Here is a 16440-nt window from a genome sequence, read left to right as displayed (position 1 = left end):
CCTGTCGCCGGATTCTGCTTGTTTGAGGCGCCTTCCAGCGCGACACTGTCGCATTCGGGCAAAGCCCTAACGAGAACACCCGTCCAGAGGAGAAGACCCGTGAACGCGCTCCATCCGATCTCCCGCCGCTCCTTCCTGACCCGTGCCGCCGCCACCGGTGCGCTGATTGCGCTGCATCCCTTCTCCGCGCGAGCGGCAGCCAATCAGGCGCATCTGCGTATCATGGAAACAACGGACCTGCATGTGCACGTCTTCCCCTACGACTACTACGCCGACAAGCCGAACGACACGATGGGCCTTGCCCGGACGGCCACCATCATCGACCAGATTCGCGCCGAGGCCACAAACTCCATGCTGCTCGACAATGGCGACTTCCTGCAGGGCAATCCCATGGGCGATTACGTCGCCTATGAGAGGGGCATGAGGGAAGGCGACGTCCACCCGATCATCAAGGCCATGAACACGCTGGGCTACGACTGCTCCACGCTCGGCAATCACGAGTTCAATTATGGTCTCGATTTCATGTTCAAGGTGCTTGCCGGCGCCAACTTCCCCTTTGTCTGCGCCAACCTCACCAAGGGCTCGCTTGCCGCCGATCCGCGCAAGGATGAACTCTTTCTGAAACCCTATGTCATTCTCGACAAGAAGCTGAAGGACGGGGCAGGGCAGGAGCATCCGATCCGCGTCGGGCTGATCGGCTTCGTGCCGCCGCAGATCATGACCTGGGATTCGCGGCATCTCACGGGCAAGGCAATGACGCGCGACATTGTGAAAGCGGCAGAGGCCTGGGTGCCGCAGATGAAGGAAGAAGGCGCCGAACTCATTGTCGCGCTTTCCCACTCGGGAGTCGGGCCGATGAAATACGAGGAGAATCTGGAGAACGCCTCCATCCTGCTTGCCGGAGTTGACGGCATCGACGCGATCATGACGGGCCATAGCCATCTCGATTTTCCTGGCCCCAAATTCGAGGGCGTGGAAGGCGTCGACAATGCCGAAGGCCTGATCGGCGGCAAGCCCGGCGTCATGGCCGGCTTCTGGGGCTCGCATCTGGGCCTCATCGACCTGCTTCTGGAACGCGACGGCAACAGCTGGCGCGTGGTGAGCTCAAATAGCGAGGCGCGGCCGATCTTCACACGCGAGGGACGGGACATCAAGCCTACCGTGGAGAGCCGGGCAGGGGTGGAGGCGGCAGTGCGCGCCGAGCACGAGGCAACGCTTGCCTATGTTCGCACGCCGGTGGGCAAGACCTCGGCGCCTCTGCATTCCTATTTTGCGCTCGTGGCCGACGATCCGTCGGTTCAAATCGTTGCGCAGGCGCAGATCTGGTACATCAAGGACATGCTGAAAGACACGGAGCACAAGGACCTTCCTGTGCTCTCGGCTGCTGCCCCTTTCAAAGCCGGCGGTCGCGGCGGCCCGGACTACTACACGGATGTGGCTCCGGGCGATGTGGCGATCAAAAATGTGGCCGATCTCTATCTCTACCCGAACACTGTGCAGGCTGTATTGATCACCGGCGCCGACGTGAAGGAGTGGCTGGAGATGTCGGCAGGCATCTTCAACCAGATCGAGCCTGGCAAACCCGATCAGCCGCTGATCAACTCCTCCTTTCCCTCCTACAACTTTGATGTGATCGACGGAGTCACCTACAAGATCGATCTCAGCCAGCCGCCGCGCTATTCTTCAGAAGGCGAACTCGTCAATCCGGACGCCCACCGGATCGTCGATCTGATGTTCGACGGCAAGCCGGTGGACCCGGGGCAGAAATTCGTCGTCGCATCGAACAACTACCGCGCCGGTGGCGGCGGCAACTTCCCGGGTATCGGGCCGGACAAGCTTGTCTTCGAGGCTCCCGATACGAACCGCGATGTGATCGTGCGATATATTGTGGAACAGGGCACGATCAACCCGTCCGCCGACGGCAACTGGTCTTTCAAGCCGCTCGAAGGCACGACCGTCCTTTTTGAGACCGGACCGAAGGGGGCGGCTTTCGCGGCGGAAGTGAAGGGCGTTAAGATCGAGCCGGCCGGCGAGGGTCAGGAGGGCTTTGCTCGCTATCGCATCACGCTGTGACCGGCAGGGCCGGGTCTCCGAGGCGACCGTCTTGCAGCGTTGACATTTGCTACGATGGCGCGAGTTTGCCGCCGATAATGGAGCGCGGAGTCGTGATTCGACATATCGTCTTTTTCAGCGCGAAGAGGCGCGAGGACATCGAGCGCATTGCGGAGGAATTGAAGGGCCTCGGGCAAATTCCGCACAGCGATTTCTTCGAGGTGGGCCTGAACCGGCAGGTCGACCAGTTCTCGAGCGAGGTCGACGTCATCGTCTATGCGGAATTCCGCGACGAGGCGGCGCTTTCCGCCTATAAGGCCCACCCGATCTACCACGAGATGGTCGCAAAAGTCCGCCCCCTGCGCGAGATGCGCATAGCGGCGGATTTTGTCTCCAAAGCGTCCGTCTAGCGGCGCTGCTTCACCCGCAAGCCGCGAATTTACCGGCTCTACAATACCGCTGCAGCAGGGGCACCGGCCAATCGCACTGGCCGAGTGGTGCTGTTGGAGCGCTGAAGCAGAGCGGCAGAGTTCTTGACAAATCTACGAACTCTCTAAGAGCAGTTCAGGGTTGTTATTAATCTTGAACTGCATATCGGGTTGCGCGTGCGAACCGCTCAGGATAGAGAAGGATCTATCAAAGAGACATGATTCCAGGATGTGACGAACTATGTTGAGGTATACTGGTGGCTTTTCTGGTTATCTCGCCTCATATTTTAGTGGAATACGTTTGTCCCTTGGAATTTCTTAAAACTACGGTTTTATCAAAATATTCCTGTCCGCCCGAACGTCACTCCTTCGGGCGAACGAGCCCCCCGGACTAGATCGGCTGCCGCGAACAGCATCGATTTTCCGGGGGGCACCTCACCCTCCAACGCGGGGCACCCCATCGTGAGTGTGCCGCCGCTTCAGCAAAGTCAGACATTGTGGCGCCGCGGTGGGGTAGCACCCGACGGCGATCACCTGTCGCAGATCTGCCGCGGTCCGGAGTAGGGCTGGTAGGTGCAGTCCGATGGCCGGAACGAGCGGTAGGCTCGCGCGCAGGCGCGGTAGTTGCAGGCCATGAGCTGTCCCTCGCCGACGGCGGAGGCGGCGCCCGCCGGGATCACGCTGTGCTCTCCGCCAGCTTGCTCAACAGTACCCACCGGTACGCTGCGCCCGATCGGCGCCTCCATGCACATGCGGCGCGGCCCGCTGAAGGGCTGATAGGTGCAGTCCGACGCCCGGAACGAGCGGTACATCCTGGAACAAGCCTCGATATTGCAGGCGGGGGCTGCCTGTTCGGGAGGGATGATCTGCCCCGAGACGGTCTGGCTCGGCTGGTCGGTGCCGGACTCGGGCTGGACCAGAATGCTCCCGGTCTGCCCGGCATCCTCTTCGACGGAGACGATGCCCGGCTGAGCCTCGGCCGGGGTTTCGGCCGCCGGCGGGGGTGGAAGGATCGCGCCGCCGCTCCCGCCAAGCTCCTGCAGTGCCTCGGTCATGAAATTGCGCCATATCTGCGCCGGCAGGTTTCCGCCGGTTACTTCCTGCATCGGCGTCTCGTCGTCATTGCCGACCCAGACGCCGACGACCAGAGGCTCGGTGAAGCCCACGAACCAGGCGTCGCGGAAATTCTGGCTGGTGCCCGTCTTGCCGGCGGCAAACCCGTCGAGCGCGGCGGCTTGGCCAGTCCCTTGCTCCACCACCAGCTGGAGCAGCTGGACGAGGGAGGCTTGATAGGGAGCAAGATCGATCTCCGCCTCTTTTGAAGCACCGACGCTGAACGCCCGCGGCTGGCCATCCGCGTGGAAAGAGGCGATTCCCCACGGCTCGATCGGCGCCTTGCCTGCGCGCACCGACGCATAGGCACCGGTAAGATCAAGCAGGCTCACTTCATAGCTGCCGAGGGCAACGCTCGGGGTTTCGCCGAGCTCCGCATCGATGCCGAGCTCCCGCGCGGCGGCGATCACCTTGTCGATGCCCACCTCCATGGCGAGCGCGACGGTCGCCGCATTGAGGGAGCGTGCAAAGGCTTCCGCCAACGTGACCGGCCCGAAATACTCACCGGTGAAATTCTCCGGTTCCCAATCACCGATCTTGATCGGCGCGTCATCGACGATGTCGTCGAGTGAAATTCCGGTTTTAAGCGCGGCGTAAAAGGTGAAGAGCTTGAAGGCCGAGCCCGGCTGGCGGCGGGCCGCGACGGCGCGGTTGAACTCGCTGTCCTCGTAGCTGCGGCCGCCTACCATCGCGAGCACGCCGCCCTCAGGTGTCATCGCCACCAGTGCCGCCTGGGAGGCGCCCGCTGCTGCGCCGTCGCGCTCCAGCGTCTCGGCCACGACCCGTTCGGCAATGACCTGCAGGCGCGGGTTGAGGGTCGTCTGAACGCGTATGGTCCCTCGATAGGGGCCGGCGATCTCCCGCGCGTCGTCGCTCACCCAGTCGGCGAACCAGCTGCCGGACCGTGCTACGGGACGGGACGGGTGCAGTTCCGCGAAATCCTGCCTGGCGCGGTCAGCCGCTGCCTGGTCGAGCTTGCCGTCGGCCACCATAGTGTCCAGCACGACTTCGGCACGCTTCCGCGCCCCCTCGAAATTCTCCAAAGGATTGAGCTGCGAGGGAGCGCGGATGAGGCCGGCCAGCATGGCCGATTCGACCGGATCAAGGGCGCCGACGTCCTTGTTGAAGTAGACGCGGGCCGCAGCAGGCATCCCGGTCGCGCCTGCCCCGAGGTAAATATTGTTTAAATAGCGGGTAAGGATTTCTTCCTTGCCGAGCTTGCGCTCCAGCCAGATCGCGATGACGGCCTCCTGGATTTTGCGCTTCAAGGTGCGGTCGTGCTCGAGATACATGATCTTGACGAGCTGCTGCGTGATCGTGCTGCCGCCCTGCACAACCATGCCGGCCCGCAGATTGGTCACCAACGCCCGGCTGATCCCCCTTAGATCAAGGCCGAAATGGTCATAGAAGCGGCGATCCTCGGCTGCCAGCACCGCGTCGACGAGGTGCTGCGGGAAGGCCTCGCGCGTTGCATACGCGCCTTGGTAAGGACCTTGGCTGACAAGCTGCTGGCCGTCCGCGTCCTCAAGCACGACCACCGGCTTAAGCGAGCCGTCGGCGATATCCTCCCAAGGAATATCCTGCAGTGCCCAAGCCAGCAGGCCGATGCCGACGGCAACGCCCAGAAGCAGCAGGACGGCCATTCCACGCATTGCGCGCAAGAACGCGCTCCTGCGCCGGGGCGCCGTCCGCTCCGTGAGGGGGTAGGCCGGCCTCGACCGGAACTTCCCTGCGAGCCGGCGGCAGGCCGAGCCGATATCGTGCCGCAGGGCGGATCCGAACTGCCGCAGAGCGCCGCGCGTTTCGGAGAAACCGGATTGGGGCGCCGTACCGGCAGGTTCGGCAGGAGTGCCGCCGGGCTCCTGTCCGTCGCCTTGCCCTTTCGGTGTGCCGGTCGCTTCCGCCATCAAATCCCTCCGTCGCCGCCAGGTGCCGCCGGAACAGCTGCCGTGGGGCAGCTGCGCTAGACCGTCAACGAAGTTGCGCAACATCGGTTTCCGCCGGGGCGTGCGGGTGGGCCGGAAGACGGCAATTTCGCTAAAAGTGTTGCCGAAATGTCGACCCGGTGGTGGCGGCTTGTGGCCCACCTTGTTTTCAGCCCAAGGAGCGTTTTTTCTACACGAGGTCGGATCCTCTATCCGAGCGATTCGGGGGCATAATGCAGTCCAGCGTGGCAATAAGCGTCGGCCTTCCAGTGGCCTTGTTCATCATAATGCTCGGCCTCGGCCTATCGCTGAGGCTGGAGAATTTCACGCGGATACTCTCGAGGCCAAAGCCGGTGATCATCGGCGTCCTCTGCCAGGCTCTGGTGCTGCCGCTTGTCTGCTTGCTCCTCGTCTATTGGTCGGATCTGCCGCCGGCTATCGCGGCGGGTATGATGCTGCTTGCCGCAAGCCCCAGCGCGACCTCCGCTTCCCTCTATACGCATCTTGCGCGCGGCGACGTGGCGCTCAGCATAACCGTTGCCGCCGTCACCTCGCTGGTCGCCCTGGCCAACCTGCCGATCATGGCGGGTGTGGCGCTGCGCCTGTTCTATGGCGAGGCGGAGATCGTGACGGTCCAGTTGAAGGACGTCCTGCAGATTTTCGCCATCGCGATCGTGCCGGCAATGATCGGCATCTTCATCCACAACCGTTATCCGGCGTTGGCAAGCCGGCTCGAGCGCCCCGTCAAGCTGCTGGCAACGTTGTTCATCGCGGCGGTGGTGCTGGCGGCCCTCATCGGAAATTGGGAGCTGCTGCTGGTTTGGGGGCCGATTCTCGGCGCCACAGCGGTCGCCTTCAATGTGATAAGCTTCTCGGTGGGCTATTTCGTTCCGCGGCTGGCAGGCGTCGAACGGCAGCAGGCCATCGCGCTCACTATGGCGACGGGCATCCACAATGCCGCCTTGGTTATCACGATGGCACTTAGCGAATACATGCTCGACAATCCGGACATGGCCATACCGCCGGCCCTGTATGGACTTGTTGCGTATGTTGTCGGCGGGATCGTCGTGCTGTTGCTCAACAGCCGCCCGGCCGTTTCGGTGCCGGGGCGCGGCTGATCGCAAGCGACGTTTGCGGCTAGGCTTCGCGAAGGATCCGGGCAGCTTTCGCGGCTGCGACGAAGGCGCGGCGCGCGGCCGAAGGCGGCTGCTCGCCGCGTATGACCGCCAGGCACGTCTTCACGGCCCGGGCGCGGTGCGGACAGTCCATTGCCGGCCATTCGTGGACCAGCGAGTCGAGCGCCACCTTCGTGTTCAAGACGACGCGGTCACGATCGATGCGTCTTCTTTCGATAACCACCGGCTTGTGGAACATGCGGTGGCGCGGCGCCTGTGCCGGCCTGGCCACGCGGTCCTGTGTTGCGGCCCCGCGGCCTGCAGGATCGATTACCCCAACTGACATTTTGACTTCCGACTGCCGCCCAAGAGAGAGAACAAACGTCGAGCCGCAGATTATGTTCCAACGGAATGTGGCTTTATCTTGCCATCAGTAATGCGGAGAAGCACATTCAGCGATAGAGAGGCTTCAATTCGCCATTTTCGTAGAGACTGTCGAGCGGGACATCTCTCGCGATAATTCCAGAAGCATTCGCGAAGGTGACGAACGCCTTGCGCGCCTCTTCCGAAAGCGCCGGATCCGCAGTGGCCGCGAGGCAAGCGCTTGCCGCTTTCTGAAAAATTCTGCTTTCCTGCTTGGGCCAGCCCATCAACAAGTCCAGTGCCTCGTCGGCACTATAGACCTCTGTAACCGGCTCTCCCGGCGAGAGAACGATGCGGACCGGGAGCGCAAACTGCGCAGCATACATCGGAGTGTTCCTTTCGCCGCTTCAGAACGGTCTAAGGGCGGGAAAGGTTCACGGCCGGCACACGGACGGTGACATTTCTTGATCCGTCGCCACTGCTCATCCCTCGGCCAGTATGCCGGCGGCCTTTGCCGCTTCCACAAAAGCCCGACGGGCATGTTCGGGCTCGCGCTCGGATTCAAGTACATCCAGGCACGCAATTTGAGCTGCCAAGTGTTTCCAGGATCCTCTGTCAGAGTCAGGCCAGTGCAGAATAAGAAATTCGGCAGCATGACGCACTGATCTGATCTCGAACACGATGTCCTGTCCATCTCTGACAGGAACAGGTAAATTCCATCTGTTGCTATTCATACAACAGCAACGCTGAGGACTAGTTCGAGTTTGATCACGAATTGAAACGACTGTGAAACACTGACAATACCACGCCGCCGTAACGACGTTGCCGGCAAGAGTTCCGTGAAGCCAGCGCGCGTATGCGACAAGGGCTTTGCTGGCCCCGCACTTCTCTGGGCGATGACGATTGGCAGCTGTAATCCGGTCGGTGGATGTGGGCGAAGCCGTTCAACTACGCCGCCGCGCGCGGCGCAATGTCGCCGGGAGTTCTTGCGGCGGGCGGGCAGGCGATGACGCCAGGAGGTCGGCCGTCTCACGGGCGTGCCACAGAAGCAGCCGGTCGGCCGGGCAGCCCTCCACCATCGTCTCTTTAAACCCGAGAGCTCGTTCGGCCGCATGGGTGATGCAGGGCAACCAGCGGCCAGCGGGCGGCTCCAACTGGGCGGCCAGGATGCCGAATGCGAGACTCTGGAAGGGGTTGTGCGCGCCGATCGGGCAGAAGGCGTCGCGCACATTGTCCGTCCCGAAGGCGAGGGGGACGCCTCTCTTAATCAGCTCCTGCACGCGGGTGATGCCCCGGCGCGTCGGCGTGCCGGCTCCTCGGTCCTGCAAATAGAGATTGCTGGTGGGGAGGCAGACGATCGTCAGGCCAGCCTCGGCGATGCGCTCGATCCGCCGGTGGAGTTGGTCTCCTTCGATCGTGCTCAGACTGCACGCATGGCCGCAGAGGACGGGCCCATCGAAGCGCTCCGATGCCACGGCTTCCGCAACGAAATCCAGTCCTTTAAGCGTGGGCGACAGGTCTTCGTCGACGTGGAAGTCAAGGGAGATTTCATGGTCACGGGCGACGCGGACCATCCTGCGAACGCTCTCCCGCGCTCCGTCCTGCCCGAAGACGAAGGCGCCGAGGACTCCGCCGTCTTGCGCGACCCGAGCGGCGAGCGGGGTCGCGATCTCCTCCGCCGCAAAGGCCTCGATGGGCAGGAGGGCTGCCCTCTGGAGGGTGAACCTGTCCCGCCATTCCTCAGCGATCTCGCCCAGCACCTCCCAGGCAAGCGGGGCGTGCGACGGATCGGTCGGATTGACGGCCCAATCCACATGCGTTCGCGCAAACCGGCAGCCGGAGGCCCAGAGTTCCTCAAGACCCCGCAGCGCCCGGGCGCGTATGTCCTCGCGCGTCCAGTGCGCCTTGTCCCGCGCCTGCGCGTCGATGGCGTCGAGAAGCGTGCCGCCGGCAAAATCGAGCCGTGAGGCCGTGAAGCACTTGTCCAGGTGGCAGTGGGCTTCCACAAGCGTCGGGGTGAGGATGCGGCCCTCAAGATCCAGCGGCGCGCTTCCCTCCCGAGCCATCCCCGCCACTTTGCCGTCCCTCACGACGAGGTCACCGATAAGGCAGTCCCCCTCCAGGCGGCCGCCGAAGCGGCTCTCGTCGGCAACCAACGAGCGCGGCACCCGAACATTTCCGTAAACGCCGTCTGTCATCTCGCCCAGATGGTCCCGCATCGCCGCCGAGATTGTGCAACCACTCTGTGGGAGCGTTCGCCCTTACGCAGTGCCGTTCCGGGCCTCATGCCGCGGTCTCCGCGGCCGGCACCCTGCTCGGAAGCTGTTCGATTTCGTCGGCGGAGAGATGCTTCACCTCGTTCCAGCGCCGGGACTTGGCCGAATTGAGCAGCCCCTTGGGATCGAGCCGCTTCTTCCATGCCAGGTGGCGGTAGTCCGGTTTCATCGAGCCGCCCTCCACATAGGGAACGTGCGGGTTGGAGGTTGGGCAGCCATGCGCCTCGTAGATCCGCATCAGCTCGAACAGCCGCTCGTCGGAGGAATAGCGCACCACCGGAAGGTCGAAGGCCACCAATTGCCCGCGCAGAAGCGCAAACTCGTGGTGCATCATCACTTCGTCGCCGAAAACGGCCTGCAGCGCCTCGATCTTCCGCCCATCGAGCGGCGGGGGGACGGTCACCTGCAGATAGGTGACGCTGCGGTCGTTCTTGAGCACCTGAAGGGTGGTGTGGTTGTAAGAGAATTCGGACAGATGCGGCAGGCCAGTCGCCGCAAGTCCGGCCGCATCGGCGGCGACAGCCACCTCTCCGCCACGCTCGCGCACGACGTCCCGCAACGCATCCGCATCGTCCACCATGGCAAGGAGAAGCGCGCGGCCGCCCTGGCCGAGCGCGCCGAGGCTGTGGATCGAGGCGGCGATCCCAGCGTCAATGGTCGTCAGCAGCTTGAGCTCGAAGTTCCGGCTTGAGCCGATTTCGACGGCTGCTTCGAAAGCCTGTCGGTAGGTGCTGAAGGAGGCAATGACATTCATCCAGTTCCGCGCCGGCACGGTCCGCAGCACGAGATCCGTGATGATCCCGTTCAGACCCCAGGCATGGTGAATCGAGGCGATCTCCTCGCCTTCGAAGAGGTGGCGCTGCGGCGGATTCTCCATCGAAAGCACCGCGATCGACTCGATATTCTTTCTGTCACGCAGCATTCCGTGGGTTATGGAGCCGATGCCGCCGGAGCCGCCGGCAATGAAGCCGCCGATCGTCGCGATCGCCTCCGTGGAAGGAAAGATCGGCAGCTCGCGGCCATGCTCGTGCAGCGCCTTGTTAATCGCAGCGATCTTGCAGCCCGCCTCCACATGCACTGTTTCGCCGCTGATTTCGGGGATGCGGTTGATGCTAGTCATGTCGATGATCAGGCCACCATCCATCGGCACCGCCTGTCCGTAATTGCCGGTCCCCCCGCCGCGCACGACCGTCGGCACGTTCCAATCGAAGGCTGTGGCGATGCAGGTCTTGAGCTCGCCGATATCGCGCGGCACGACCACCAGGTCGCCGAAATGGCCGGCTAGCTCTCGGTTGAGAATCGGGCTGTACCAGAAGAAGTCGCGCGAGCGCTTTTTGACGATGGAAGGCGTATCGACACTTTCCACGTCGCCAAGCGCTTGCCTGAAGGCCTGCCAGTCGATCGTGGTCTTGCCGGAGATGGACATCAATTCCTCCCGTCGCCGCTGCTTGGCCGCGCTTCCTCCATGTCGCGGCAGAAGCGGTCGAATTCAGCGAGAAAGGCCGCAAAATTGCGCGACGCCGTCTCGAGAAGCCGCTCGCCAAGCTCCCGTGTCGCCGCCGCCGCGTTCCCGCAGGCCCCGTCCTCGTTGAGGTCTTCGATGACCCAGCCGGGCCGCGCGCGGCCCGGGGTCAGCCCGATCCGTGCATAGCGGCCCTGCCAGTCACCCGCCGCGTTCCTGAAATCCGCCGCGCGCTCCATACGCACCCGATCAGGCTTGATCGCCAGCATCACGCTGGTCTCGACCAGCCCGGCATGAATGCCGAAGGCCTGCTCAGACCGGTCGGTCGCGGCATCAGCCTCGTTGAAATTGTACCAGTGGCACGCGGCCGTCCGGACCCCATGCGCGATCTTCAGATCGCGGGCGACGATGTCGAGCACCGGGCTGTTCCCGCCATGGGTGTTGAAGAGCACGAGCCGCCTGATGCCGGCGCGGGCGACACTCTCACCGATCTCCATCAGCACGCGGATCAGGGTCTCTGCCGAGACCGTCAGCGTACCGGGAAAGGCCGCATGCTCGTTGCTTTTGCCGTAGCCGACACTGGGAAGGAAGAGCACTGTCAGATCGGCATCGAGCAGGGGAAGCGTGCGCTCGGTCACCGCATCGGCGATATCCGCATCCACCGAGACCGGAAGATGCGGTCCGTGCTGCTCAATGGCGGCGACCGGCAGCACGGCGATCGCGCGGTTCCGGTCCAGAGTGGCAAAATCCAGGTGCGTAAGATCGGCCCACCGGGCGCTGCGGCTAGTCATGGCTACTTCTTTCGGAAAGCAGAGGTCGCGGCGGCTCGTCCTGAGCCGGCGGCTGACCCGGGAGAGAGGATTTCGGTCCGAATGAACGAGCACGACGCGCCTCCTTATGATCGTTCCACGATCAAGTTGAGTTGCGGCTCGTTCCTTGTTAGCCCTGTGCCATGGGGTCGCCGAGGGTTAGGCGAATTTTCTTGCCCGGTCAATAATTTGCAAAACTGGAGCGCGTCTCGGCGGCCACCGCCGCCACTCGCGCCGGAACCCTGGACAGGATTTGAACAATGCTGAAGTCGATCAACGCTCCCGACATTGCCGCGCCGTTTTCCGCTTACAGTCACGGCGTGCTCGTTCCAGGCAATTCGCGGCTGCTCTTCTGTTCCGGGCAGCTTGGCGTCGCGCCCGACGGCAGCGTTCCCCACGGGTGCACCGCCCAGGCTGAGCTCTGCTTTGCCAATATCGAGGCGGTGCTCAGGCAGGAGGGGATGAACCTCTCCAACATTGTGCGCATCAATGCCTTCGTCACCGCCCGCGAGCACATGGGAGCCTATATGGAGGTCCGCAACCGCCTTTTCGCCGCGCCATATCCCGCATCCACCTTGATGATCGTGGCGGGCTTCAGCCGCCCCGAATTCGTCGTGGAGGTCGAGGCCGTCGCGGCTGCTCCCGCATAGCCAGCTCCTACTGATAGGAAGCGCCGGGGATGAACGGATATTTCGCAACGAAGCTTTCATCGATTTCGATGCCCAGTCCCGGTCCCTCCGGGGCGATGATTGTCCCATCCTTGATCTCAAACGGCGTGCCGAGATCGTCGCGGAAGGCGTTGATCGCGGAAACGTCCGCCTCATAGATGAACGCATTCGGCGCCACCGAGAGCACGTGCACGGAAGCTGCCGTGGAAAGCACCGAGGCGCTGGTGTGCGGCGCGAATTGCAGATGCCAGCTGTCGGCCAGCGACGCGATCTTGAGGATTTCGGTGATGCCGCCCGTCTTGCAGCAATCGGCCTGCACGAATTGGATCACCTGCTCGCAAATGAGCTGGCGCAGCTCATGGCGCGTGAAGTGGTTTTCGCCCGCCGCAAGCGGCGTGGCGGTCACTTCCTTGAGGCGGCGGTACCCGGGCAGATTGTCCGGCGTGAAAGGCTCTTCCAGCCAGACGAGGCGGCCCGCCTCGCAGATCTCCGCGATGCGCGCGACGTCCGCGGTGCGGTAGCGCGTACCGGCATCGGCGGCCAGCGCGAGTTCAGGGAACGCTTTGCGAACTGCGGTCACGCGCTCCAGATCCCTCTCCAGCGTGTCGCCGACCCTGAGCTTCATGAAGCTGTAGCCGCGCTTTATGAAGCCTTCCACCTCGCGCTTCAGCTCGTCGGGCGGCTGGAAGCCGAGGCTGATGCCGCCCGCATAGGCGGGGATCGGTCGGCGCTTGCCGCCGAGGAGCCGCCAGACCGGCTGGCCGAGATCCTTGCCCTTGATGTCCCAGAGCGCAAGATCGACGCCGCTGAGCCCGATCACCGCCGCCGCCCCGGGTCCATGGGTGGCGATGAAGTGGTGATAGGCCTTCTTCCAGATCGCCTCGGTCTCATGCGCATCCATGCCCATGAGCGAGGGCCCGAGCGCGTCGTTGATGAACGCGGCGATCGTGCTCGGCGTCTGCGCATGATGCGCCTCGCCATAGCCGACGATGCCGACTTCCGTCTCGATGCGCACGAGCACCATGTCGCGCTTGGCTGAGCGTCCGACGGCAAAGACCGCTCCGCCCGGCGTCGGGCAGGAGAGGGGGAAAGCCTGGATGCGCTTGATCTTGGTCATGAATGCTCCGCTCGAACTCAGCCCTTCACCGCGCCCCCGCCGACGCCGGAGACCAGGTGTCTTTGCAGAAAGAAGAAGACAAGCAGGATGGGGGCCGCTGTGATCACGCCGCCCGCCATCAGCACGCCCCAGTCGGTCGTGTACTGGCCGATAAGGCCGCTAAGGCCCAGCGGCAGCGTCCTTTTCTTCTCGCTGAGGATGAAGGTGCTGGCATAGAGGAACTCATTCCAGGTGTGGATCATCACCCAGGTGGCGACCGCGACGATGCCGGGCCGCGCCATCGGCAGGATAACCTTCCAGAAGGCCTGCCAGCGCGTGCAGCCGTCCATGCGGGCGGCGTCCTCCAGCGAGAGGGGCACCTGCGAGAAGAAGCCGCGCATAAGCCATACGCAAAGCGGCAGCATATAGCTCAGATAAACCGGGGTAAGCCCGTACAGGCTGTCCAGCCAGCCAAGGAAACGGAGCTGGACGTAAAAGGGAATGAGCAGCAGCACCGGCGGGAACATCTGCCCATAGAGCATGAAGAGGGGCAGCATCACCGAGCCCTTGAAGCGGTGGCGGGCCATCGCATAGCCGGCAGTCACGGAGATGAGGACGCTGATGATCGTGACGCCCAAGGTCAGGATCAGGCTGTTCATGGCGTAGCGCCAGAACTGCGCGCCGACCAGGAGATCGACATAGTTCTGGATCGTCACCGTATGCGGGAGGAGGCTCGGCGGACGCTGGAAAATCTCTTCCTTGCCACGGATCGAGGTGGCTATCATCCAGTAGAAGGGGAAGACTGCCCAGATGAAGGCGATCCAGAGGGAAAGGTAGAGCAATCCTGTGCGGACCTGCCTGGGCAGGCGCAGCGCACGGCTTTTCGGCCTCGCTGCAAGCTTCTCCTGCTCGCGTTCATGAATGGCTGCGGCCTCCATCAGTCGCCCTCGCGCGCCTGGATGAGTTTCAGATAGACGGTGGTGGCGATAACGAGACCGACAAACAGCATCGTGGCTACGGCTGACGCCATGCCGAGGTCGAAGCGCTTGAAGCCGTATTTGTAGGCGAGCGTGAACAGGATTTCCGACGAGTTCAGCGGCCCGCCTTCGGTCATGAGCCATATGGCGTTGAAGTTGTTGACCGTGAGGATGAAGGTCAGCACCGCCGCGATGGCAAAGGAGACGCGGATCTGCGGGAGGATAACGTACCAGAGTTTGCGCCAGCCCGACGCGCCGTCCATGGAGGCGGCTTCCAGGATCGAGCGCGGCACCAGTTGCAGGGCGGCAAGAAGCAGGAGCATGACGAAGGGTGTGCCTTTCCAGATACTCTCCACCGTCACCGCATAAAGCGCCGTCGAGGTGTCCCCTAGCCAGGGGTGATAGTTGTCGATCAGCCCCAGCCGCACGAGAAGCTCATTGGCGATGCCAACGCTCGGGTCGTACATCCACCTCCAGGTGAGCACCGCCACCACGCTCGGCACCACCCAGGGCACGAGGATCCCGGAGCGGAAGAAGCCGATGCCCGGCATGGCTCTGTGCAAAAGCAGCGCGAGCGCCAATCCCAGCGCGAGCTGGACGACGACGTTGAGAACCACCCAGATGACGGTATTTACCGAGGCCTGCACAAAGGCAGGATCGGCAAGGACGCGTTCGAAATTCCGCAAGCCGACAAACTCGGCCGAACCGCTGTTCAATGTCCTCAGCGTCACGTCATAAAAGGCGGTGATGATGCCGGAGGCGAGCGGGTAGACCACGACCCCTATAACAACCACCACCGCCGGCAGTACCATCAGGTACGGATAGGCGTGCGCACCCCACCCGGTCTCGAAGACTGAGGACCAAGTATTCCTTAGCGTGCGTCCGGGAAGGGTGCGCGGTGTCATTCCGTCACTGCTGTCCAACAAGGGCCTTGATCTGCTTGTCCGCCTCGGCCATCGCCTCCTGGGCGGGGGTACCGCGCAGTACGGAATCCCAGGCATTGGCGATGATCTCGTTGTGTATCTGGCTCCACTGGGCAACCACGGGGCGGGCGCGGCCGGCGTCTGCCTGCTCCATGAAGGGCCGCATCTCCTCCGGCAGGGAGGCGATCGCCTCGGGCGCGGTCGCGCCGGCGGCCGCCGAGAGGCGGTTATACTTGCGCATCAGCTCTACGCCACGCGGGCCAGTCAGCCATTCGACCAGTTGCCAGCTCGCATCGGGAACCGAGCTATTGGCGTTGATGGCGAGATCATAACCGCCGATCACGGTCGCCGCTTCCTTGCCGGCGGGCAGCGGGTGAACAGACCAGTCGAGATCAGGATTGCCGTTCTTCAGCGCGGAAATAGCCCAATCGCCGCTGACCAGCATGCCGGCGCGCTCCTGGATGAAGGGCGCGTTCACCTCGTCCCAGGAGCCAGCCGTAAGCACCGCTTCCGGCATCGCCTTGTCTTCGGTGTAGAGCTTGCCAAGGAAATCGACCGCGCCCACCGCGCCCGCCTCGCCGACGCGCACATTCCCTTCCGTGTCGATGATGTCCCCGCCATTCTGCCAGATATAGCTGTAGAGCTGGAAGGCGCCCATGCGGCCGCCCCCGAATGTTAGCCCATAGGTGCCCTTCTCCTCGTCGGTCATGGCGATCGCCGCCTGGCGAAACTCATCCCAATTCGTTGGCGCCTTTTCGATTCCGGCTTCGGCCAGCATCTTGTCGTTGACGAAGAGCGCGACATTGTTGGTGTAGAGCGGAAGTGCGTACTGCTTCTGCTCGAAGCGGCCGCTGGCGAATGGGCCTTTCTGGAATTGCGCCGCGAGCGGCTCCGACTTCTCGGTCAGGTCGGCGAGAAGACCTGCATCTGCCAGTCCGGCGACCCACGCGATGTCCAGCGCCATGACGTCGGGACCCGCGCCGCCGGAAAGCGCGACGAACAGGTTGCGCTCCATCTCCATATGCGCAACAGGCTGCACTTCGACCGCGTGGCCGGTCTCTGCCTCGAAGGCCTGGAGTTCTTCATAGATCGGCGCGTCCGGGGCGGATGCCAGCGGCGAATTTACCCACAGGACGACATTGTCGGCCATGGCGGGCGACATGCCCATACCCACAGCGAGGGCTATACCCGCCGCGCTCGTCTTCCACGTTCCATTTTTGCTCATCGCTGTTC

15 protein-coding genes are annotated in these 16440 nt (G+C 63.2%); 4 read left to right on the top strand and 11 right to left on the bottom strand.

Annotated features, from left to right (window positions below; genetic code table 11):
* The first annotated feature begins 99 nt into the window (after window positions 1-99).
* A complete protein-coding gene (locus RIN79_RS09450) occupies window positions 100-2073 on the top strand; it encodes a bifunctional 2',3'-cyclic-nucleotide 2'-phosphodiesterase/3'-nucleotidase (RefSeq protein ID WP_309084399.1) in 1974 nt (657 codons plus the stop codon).
* A 92-nt stretch (window positions 2074-2165) separates the two neighbouring features.
* The gene (locus RIN79_RS09445; protein WP_309084398.1) at window positions 2166-2462 is read left to right on the top strand and encodes a Dabb family protein; all 297 of its coding nucleotides are present in this window, start codon (window positions 2166-2168) and stop codon (window positions 2460-2462) included.
* 548 nt (window positions 2463-3010) lie between these two features.
* Here RIN79_RS09445 and RIN79_RS09440 read toward each other — a convergent pair.
* Window positions 3011-5500 carry a PBP1A family penicillin-binding protein gene (locus RIN79_RS09440; protein ID WP_375165903.1) on the bottom strand — a complete coding sequence of 830 codons (2490 nt, stop codon included), beginning with the start codon at window positions 5498-5500 and terminating at the stop codon, window positions 3011-3013.
* 251 nt (window positions 5501-5751) lie between these two features.
* On the opposite strand from RIN79_RS09440, the gene RIN79_RS09435 reads away from it, so the two are divergent.
* Window positions 5752-6636 carry a bile acid:sodium symporter family protein gene (locus RIN79_RS09435; protein WP_309084397.1) on the top strand — a complete coding sequence of 295 codons (885 nt, stop codon included), beginning with the start codon at window positions 5752-5754 and terminating at the stop codon, window positions 6634-6636.
* 19 nt (window positions 6637-6655) lie between these two features.
* Here RIN79_RS09435 and RIN79_RS09430 read toward each other — a convergent pair whose 3' ends face one another.
* The 6 genes from RIN79_RS09430 to RIN79_RS09405 all read right to left on the bottom strand — a co-directional run bounded on the left by RIN79_RS09430 (window position 6656) and on the right by RIN79_RS09405 (window position 11525).
* Window positions 6656-6979: a DUF982 domain-containing protein gene (locus RIN79_RS09430; protein ID WP_309084396.1), complete on the bottom strand. Its 324-nt coding sequence runs from the start codon at window positions 6977-6979 to the stop codon at window positions 6656-6658.
* A 106-nt stretch (window positions 6980-7085) separates the two neighbouring features.
* Window positions 7086-7349: a DUF982 domain-containing protein gene (locus RIN79_RS09425; protein ID WP_375165905.1), complete on the bottom strand. Its 264-nt coding sequence runs from the start codon at window positions 7347-7349 to the stop codon at window positions 7086-7088.
* Window positions 7350-7478: 129 nt separating this feature from the next.
* On the bottom strand, window positions 7479-7730 hold the full coding sequence (locus tag RIN79_RS09420) for a DUF982 domain-containing protein (RefSeq protein ID WP_309084394.1): 252 nt from the start codon (window positions 7728-7730) through the stop codon (window positions 7479-7481).
* Window positions 7731-7940: 210 nt separating this feature from the next.
* Window positions 7941-9215, bottom strand: a complete 1275-nt coding sequence (locus RIN79_RS09415) for an amidohydrolase family protein (RefSeq protein ID WP_309084393.1) — start codon at window positions 9213-9215, stop codon at window positions 7941-7943.
* Between the two features lie 64 nt (window positions 9216-9279).
* Window positions 9280-10698, bottom strand: a complete 1419-nt coding sequence (locus tag RIN79_RS09410; RefSeq protein ID WP_309084392.1) for an FAD-binding oxidoreductase — start codon at window positions 10696-10698, stop codon at window positions 9280-9282.
* Entirely contained in the window at window positions 10698-11525 is an 828-nt protein-coding gene (locus tag RIN79_RS09405) for a creatininase family protein (RefSeq protein WP_309084391.1), read from the bottom strand. Before RIN79_RS09405 ends, RIN79_RS09410 begins: the two co-directional genes overlap by 1 nt.
* 278 nt (window positions 11526-11803) lie before the next feature.
* On the opposite strand from RIN79_RS09405, the gene RIN79_RS09400 reads away from it, so the two are divergent.
* On the top strand, window positions 11804-12193 hold the full coding sequence (locus RIN79_RS09400; RefSeq protein WP_309084390.1) for a RidA family protein: 390 nt from the start codon (window positions 11804-11806) through the stop codon (window positions 12191-12193).
* A gap of 7 nt (window positions 12194-12200) precedes the next feature.
* Here RIN79_RS09400 and RIN79_RS09395 read toward each other — a convergent pair whose 3' ends face one another.
* Genes RIN79_RS09395 through RIN79_RS09380 form a run of 4 tightly spaced genes read right to left on the bottom strand, consistent with a single transcriptional unit; the run spans window position 12201 to window position 16432 of the window.
* On the bottom strand, window positions 12201-13328 hold the full coding sequence (locus tag RIN79_RS09395; RefSeq protein ID WP_309084389.1) for a mandelate racemase/muconate lactonizing enzyme family protein: 1128 nt from the start codon (window positions 13326-13328) through the stop codon (window positions 12201-12203).
* A 17-nt stretch (window positions 13329-13345) separates the two neighbouring features.
* Window positions 13346-14245 carry a carbohydrate ABC transporter permease gene (locus RIN79_RS09390; protein ID WP_309084388.1) on the bottom strand — a complete coding sequence of 300 codons (900 nt, stop codon included), beginning with the start codon at window positions 14243-14245 and terminating at the stop codon, window positions 13346-13348.
* A complete protein-coding gene (locus tag RIN79_RS09385; RefSeq protein ID WP_309084387.1) occupies window positions 14245-15189 on the bottom strand; it encodes a sugar ABC transporter permease in 945 nt (314 codons plus the stop codon). Before RIN79_RS09385 ends, RIN79_RS09390 begins: the two co-directional genes overlap by 1 nt.
* Before the next feature lie 4 nt (window positions 15190-15193).
* A complete protein-coding gene (locus RIN79_RS09380) occupies window positions 15194-16432 on the bottom strand; it encodes a sugar ABC transporter substrate-binding protein (RefSeq protein ID WP_309084386.1) in 1239 nt (412 codons plus the stop codon).
* Window positions 16433-16440 lie beyond the last annotated feature (8 nt).

Origin of the sequence: Chelativorans sp. (assembly GCF_031180965.1) — a bacterium.
Taxonomy (GTDB): domain Bacteria; phylum Pseudomonadota; class Alphaproteobacteria; order Rhizobiales; family Rhizobiaceae; genus Chelativorans.
Note: the sequence above shows the minus strand (reverse complement) of the source record. Positions and strands in the feature narration are given on the sequence as shown.

Coding starts and splice junctions, on each gene's coding strand:
- RIN79_RS09430 (WP_309084396.1), bottom strand. CDS start 6,979: ATGTCAGTTGGGGTAATCGATCCTGCAGGCCGCGGGGCCGCAACACAG.
- RIN79_RS09395 (WP_309084389.1), bottom strand. CDS start 13,328: ATGACCAAGATCAAGCGCATCCAGGCTTTCCCCCTCTCCTGCCCGACG.
- RIN79_RS09405 (WP_309084391.1), bottom strand. CDS start 11,525: ATGACTAGCCGCAGCGCCCGGTGGGCCGATCTTACGCACCTGGATTTT.
- RIN79_RS09380 (WP_309084386.1), bottom strand. CDS start 16,432: ATGAGCAAAAATGGAACGTGGAAGACGAGCGCGGCGGGTATAGCCCTC.
- RIN79_RS09420 (WP_309084394.1), bottom strand. CDS start 7,730: ATGAATAGCAACAGATGGAATTTACCTGTTCCTGTCAGAGATGGACAG.
- RIN79_RS09385 (WP_309084387.1), bottom strand. CDS start 15,189: ATGACACCGCGCACCCTTCCCGGACGCACGCTAAGGAATACTTGGTCC.
- RIN79_RS09415 (WP_309084393.1), bottom strand. CDS start 9,215: ATGCGGGACCATCTGGGCGAGATGACAGACGGCGTTTACGGAAATGTT.
- RIN79_RS09440 (WP_375165903.1), bottom strand. CDS start 5,500: ATGGCGGAAGCGACCGGCACACCGAAAGGGCAAGGCGACGGACAGGAG.
- RIN79_RS09390 (WP_309084388.1), bottom strand. CDS start 14,245: ATGGAGGCCGCAGCCATTCATGAACGCGAGCAGGAGAAGCTTGCAGCG.
- RIN79_RS09435 (WP_309084397.1), top strand. CDS start 5,752: ATGCAGTCCAGCGTGGCAATAAGCGTCGGCCTTCCAGTGGCCTTGTTC.
- RIN79_RS09400 (WP_309084390.1), top strand. CDS start 11,804: ATGCTGAAGTCGATCAACGCTCCCGACATTGCCGCGCCGTTTTCCGCT.
- RIN79_RS09410 (WP_309084392.1), bottom strand. CDS start 10,698: ATGTCCATCTCCGGCAAGACCACGATCGACTGGCAGGCCTTCAGGCAA.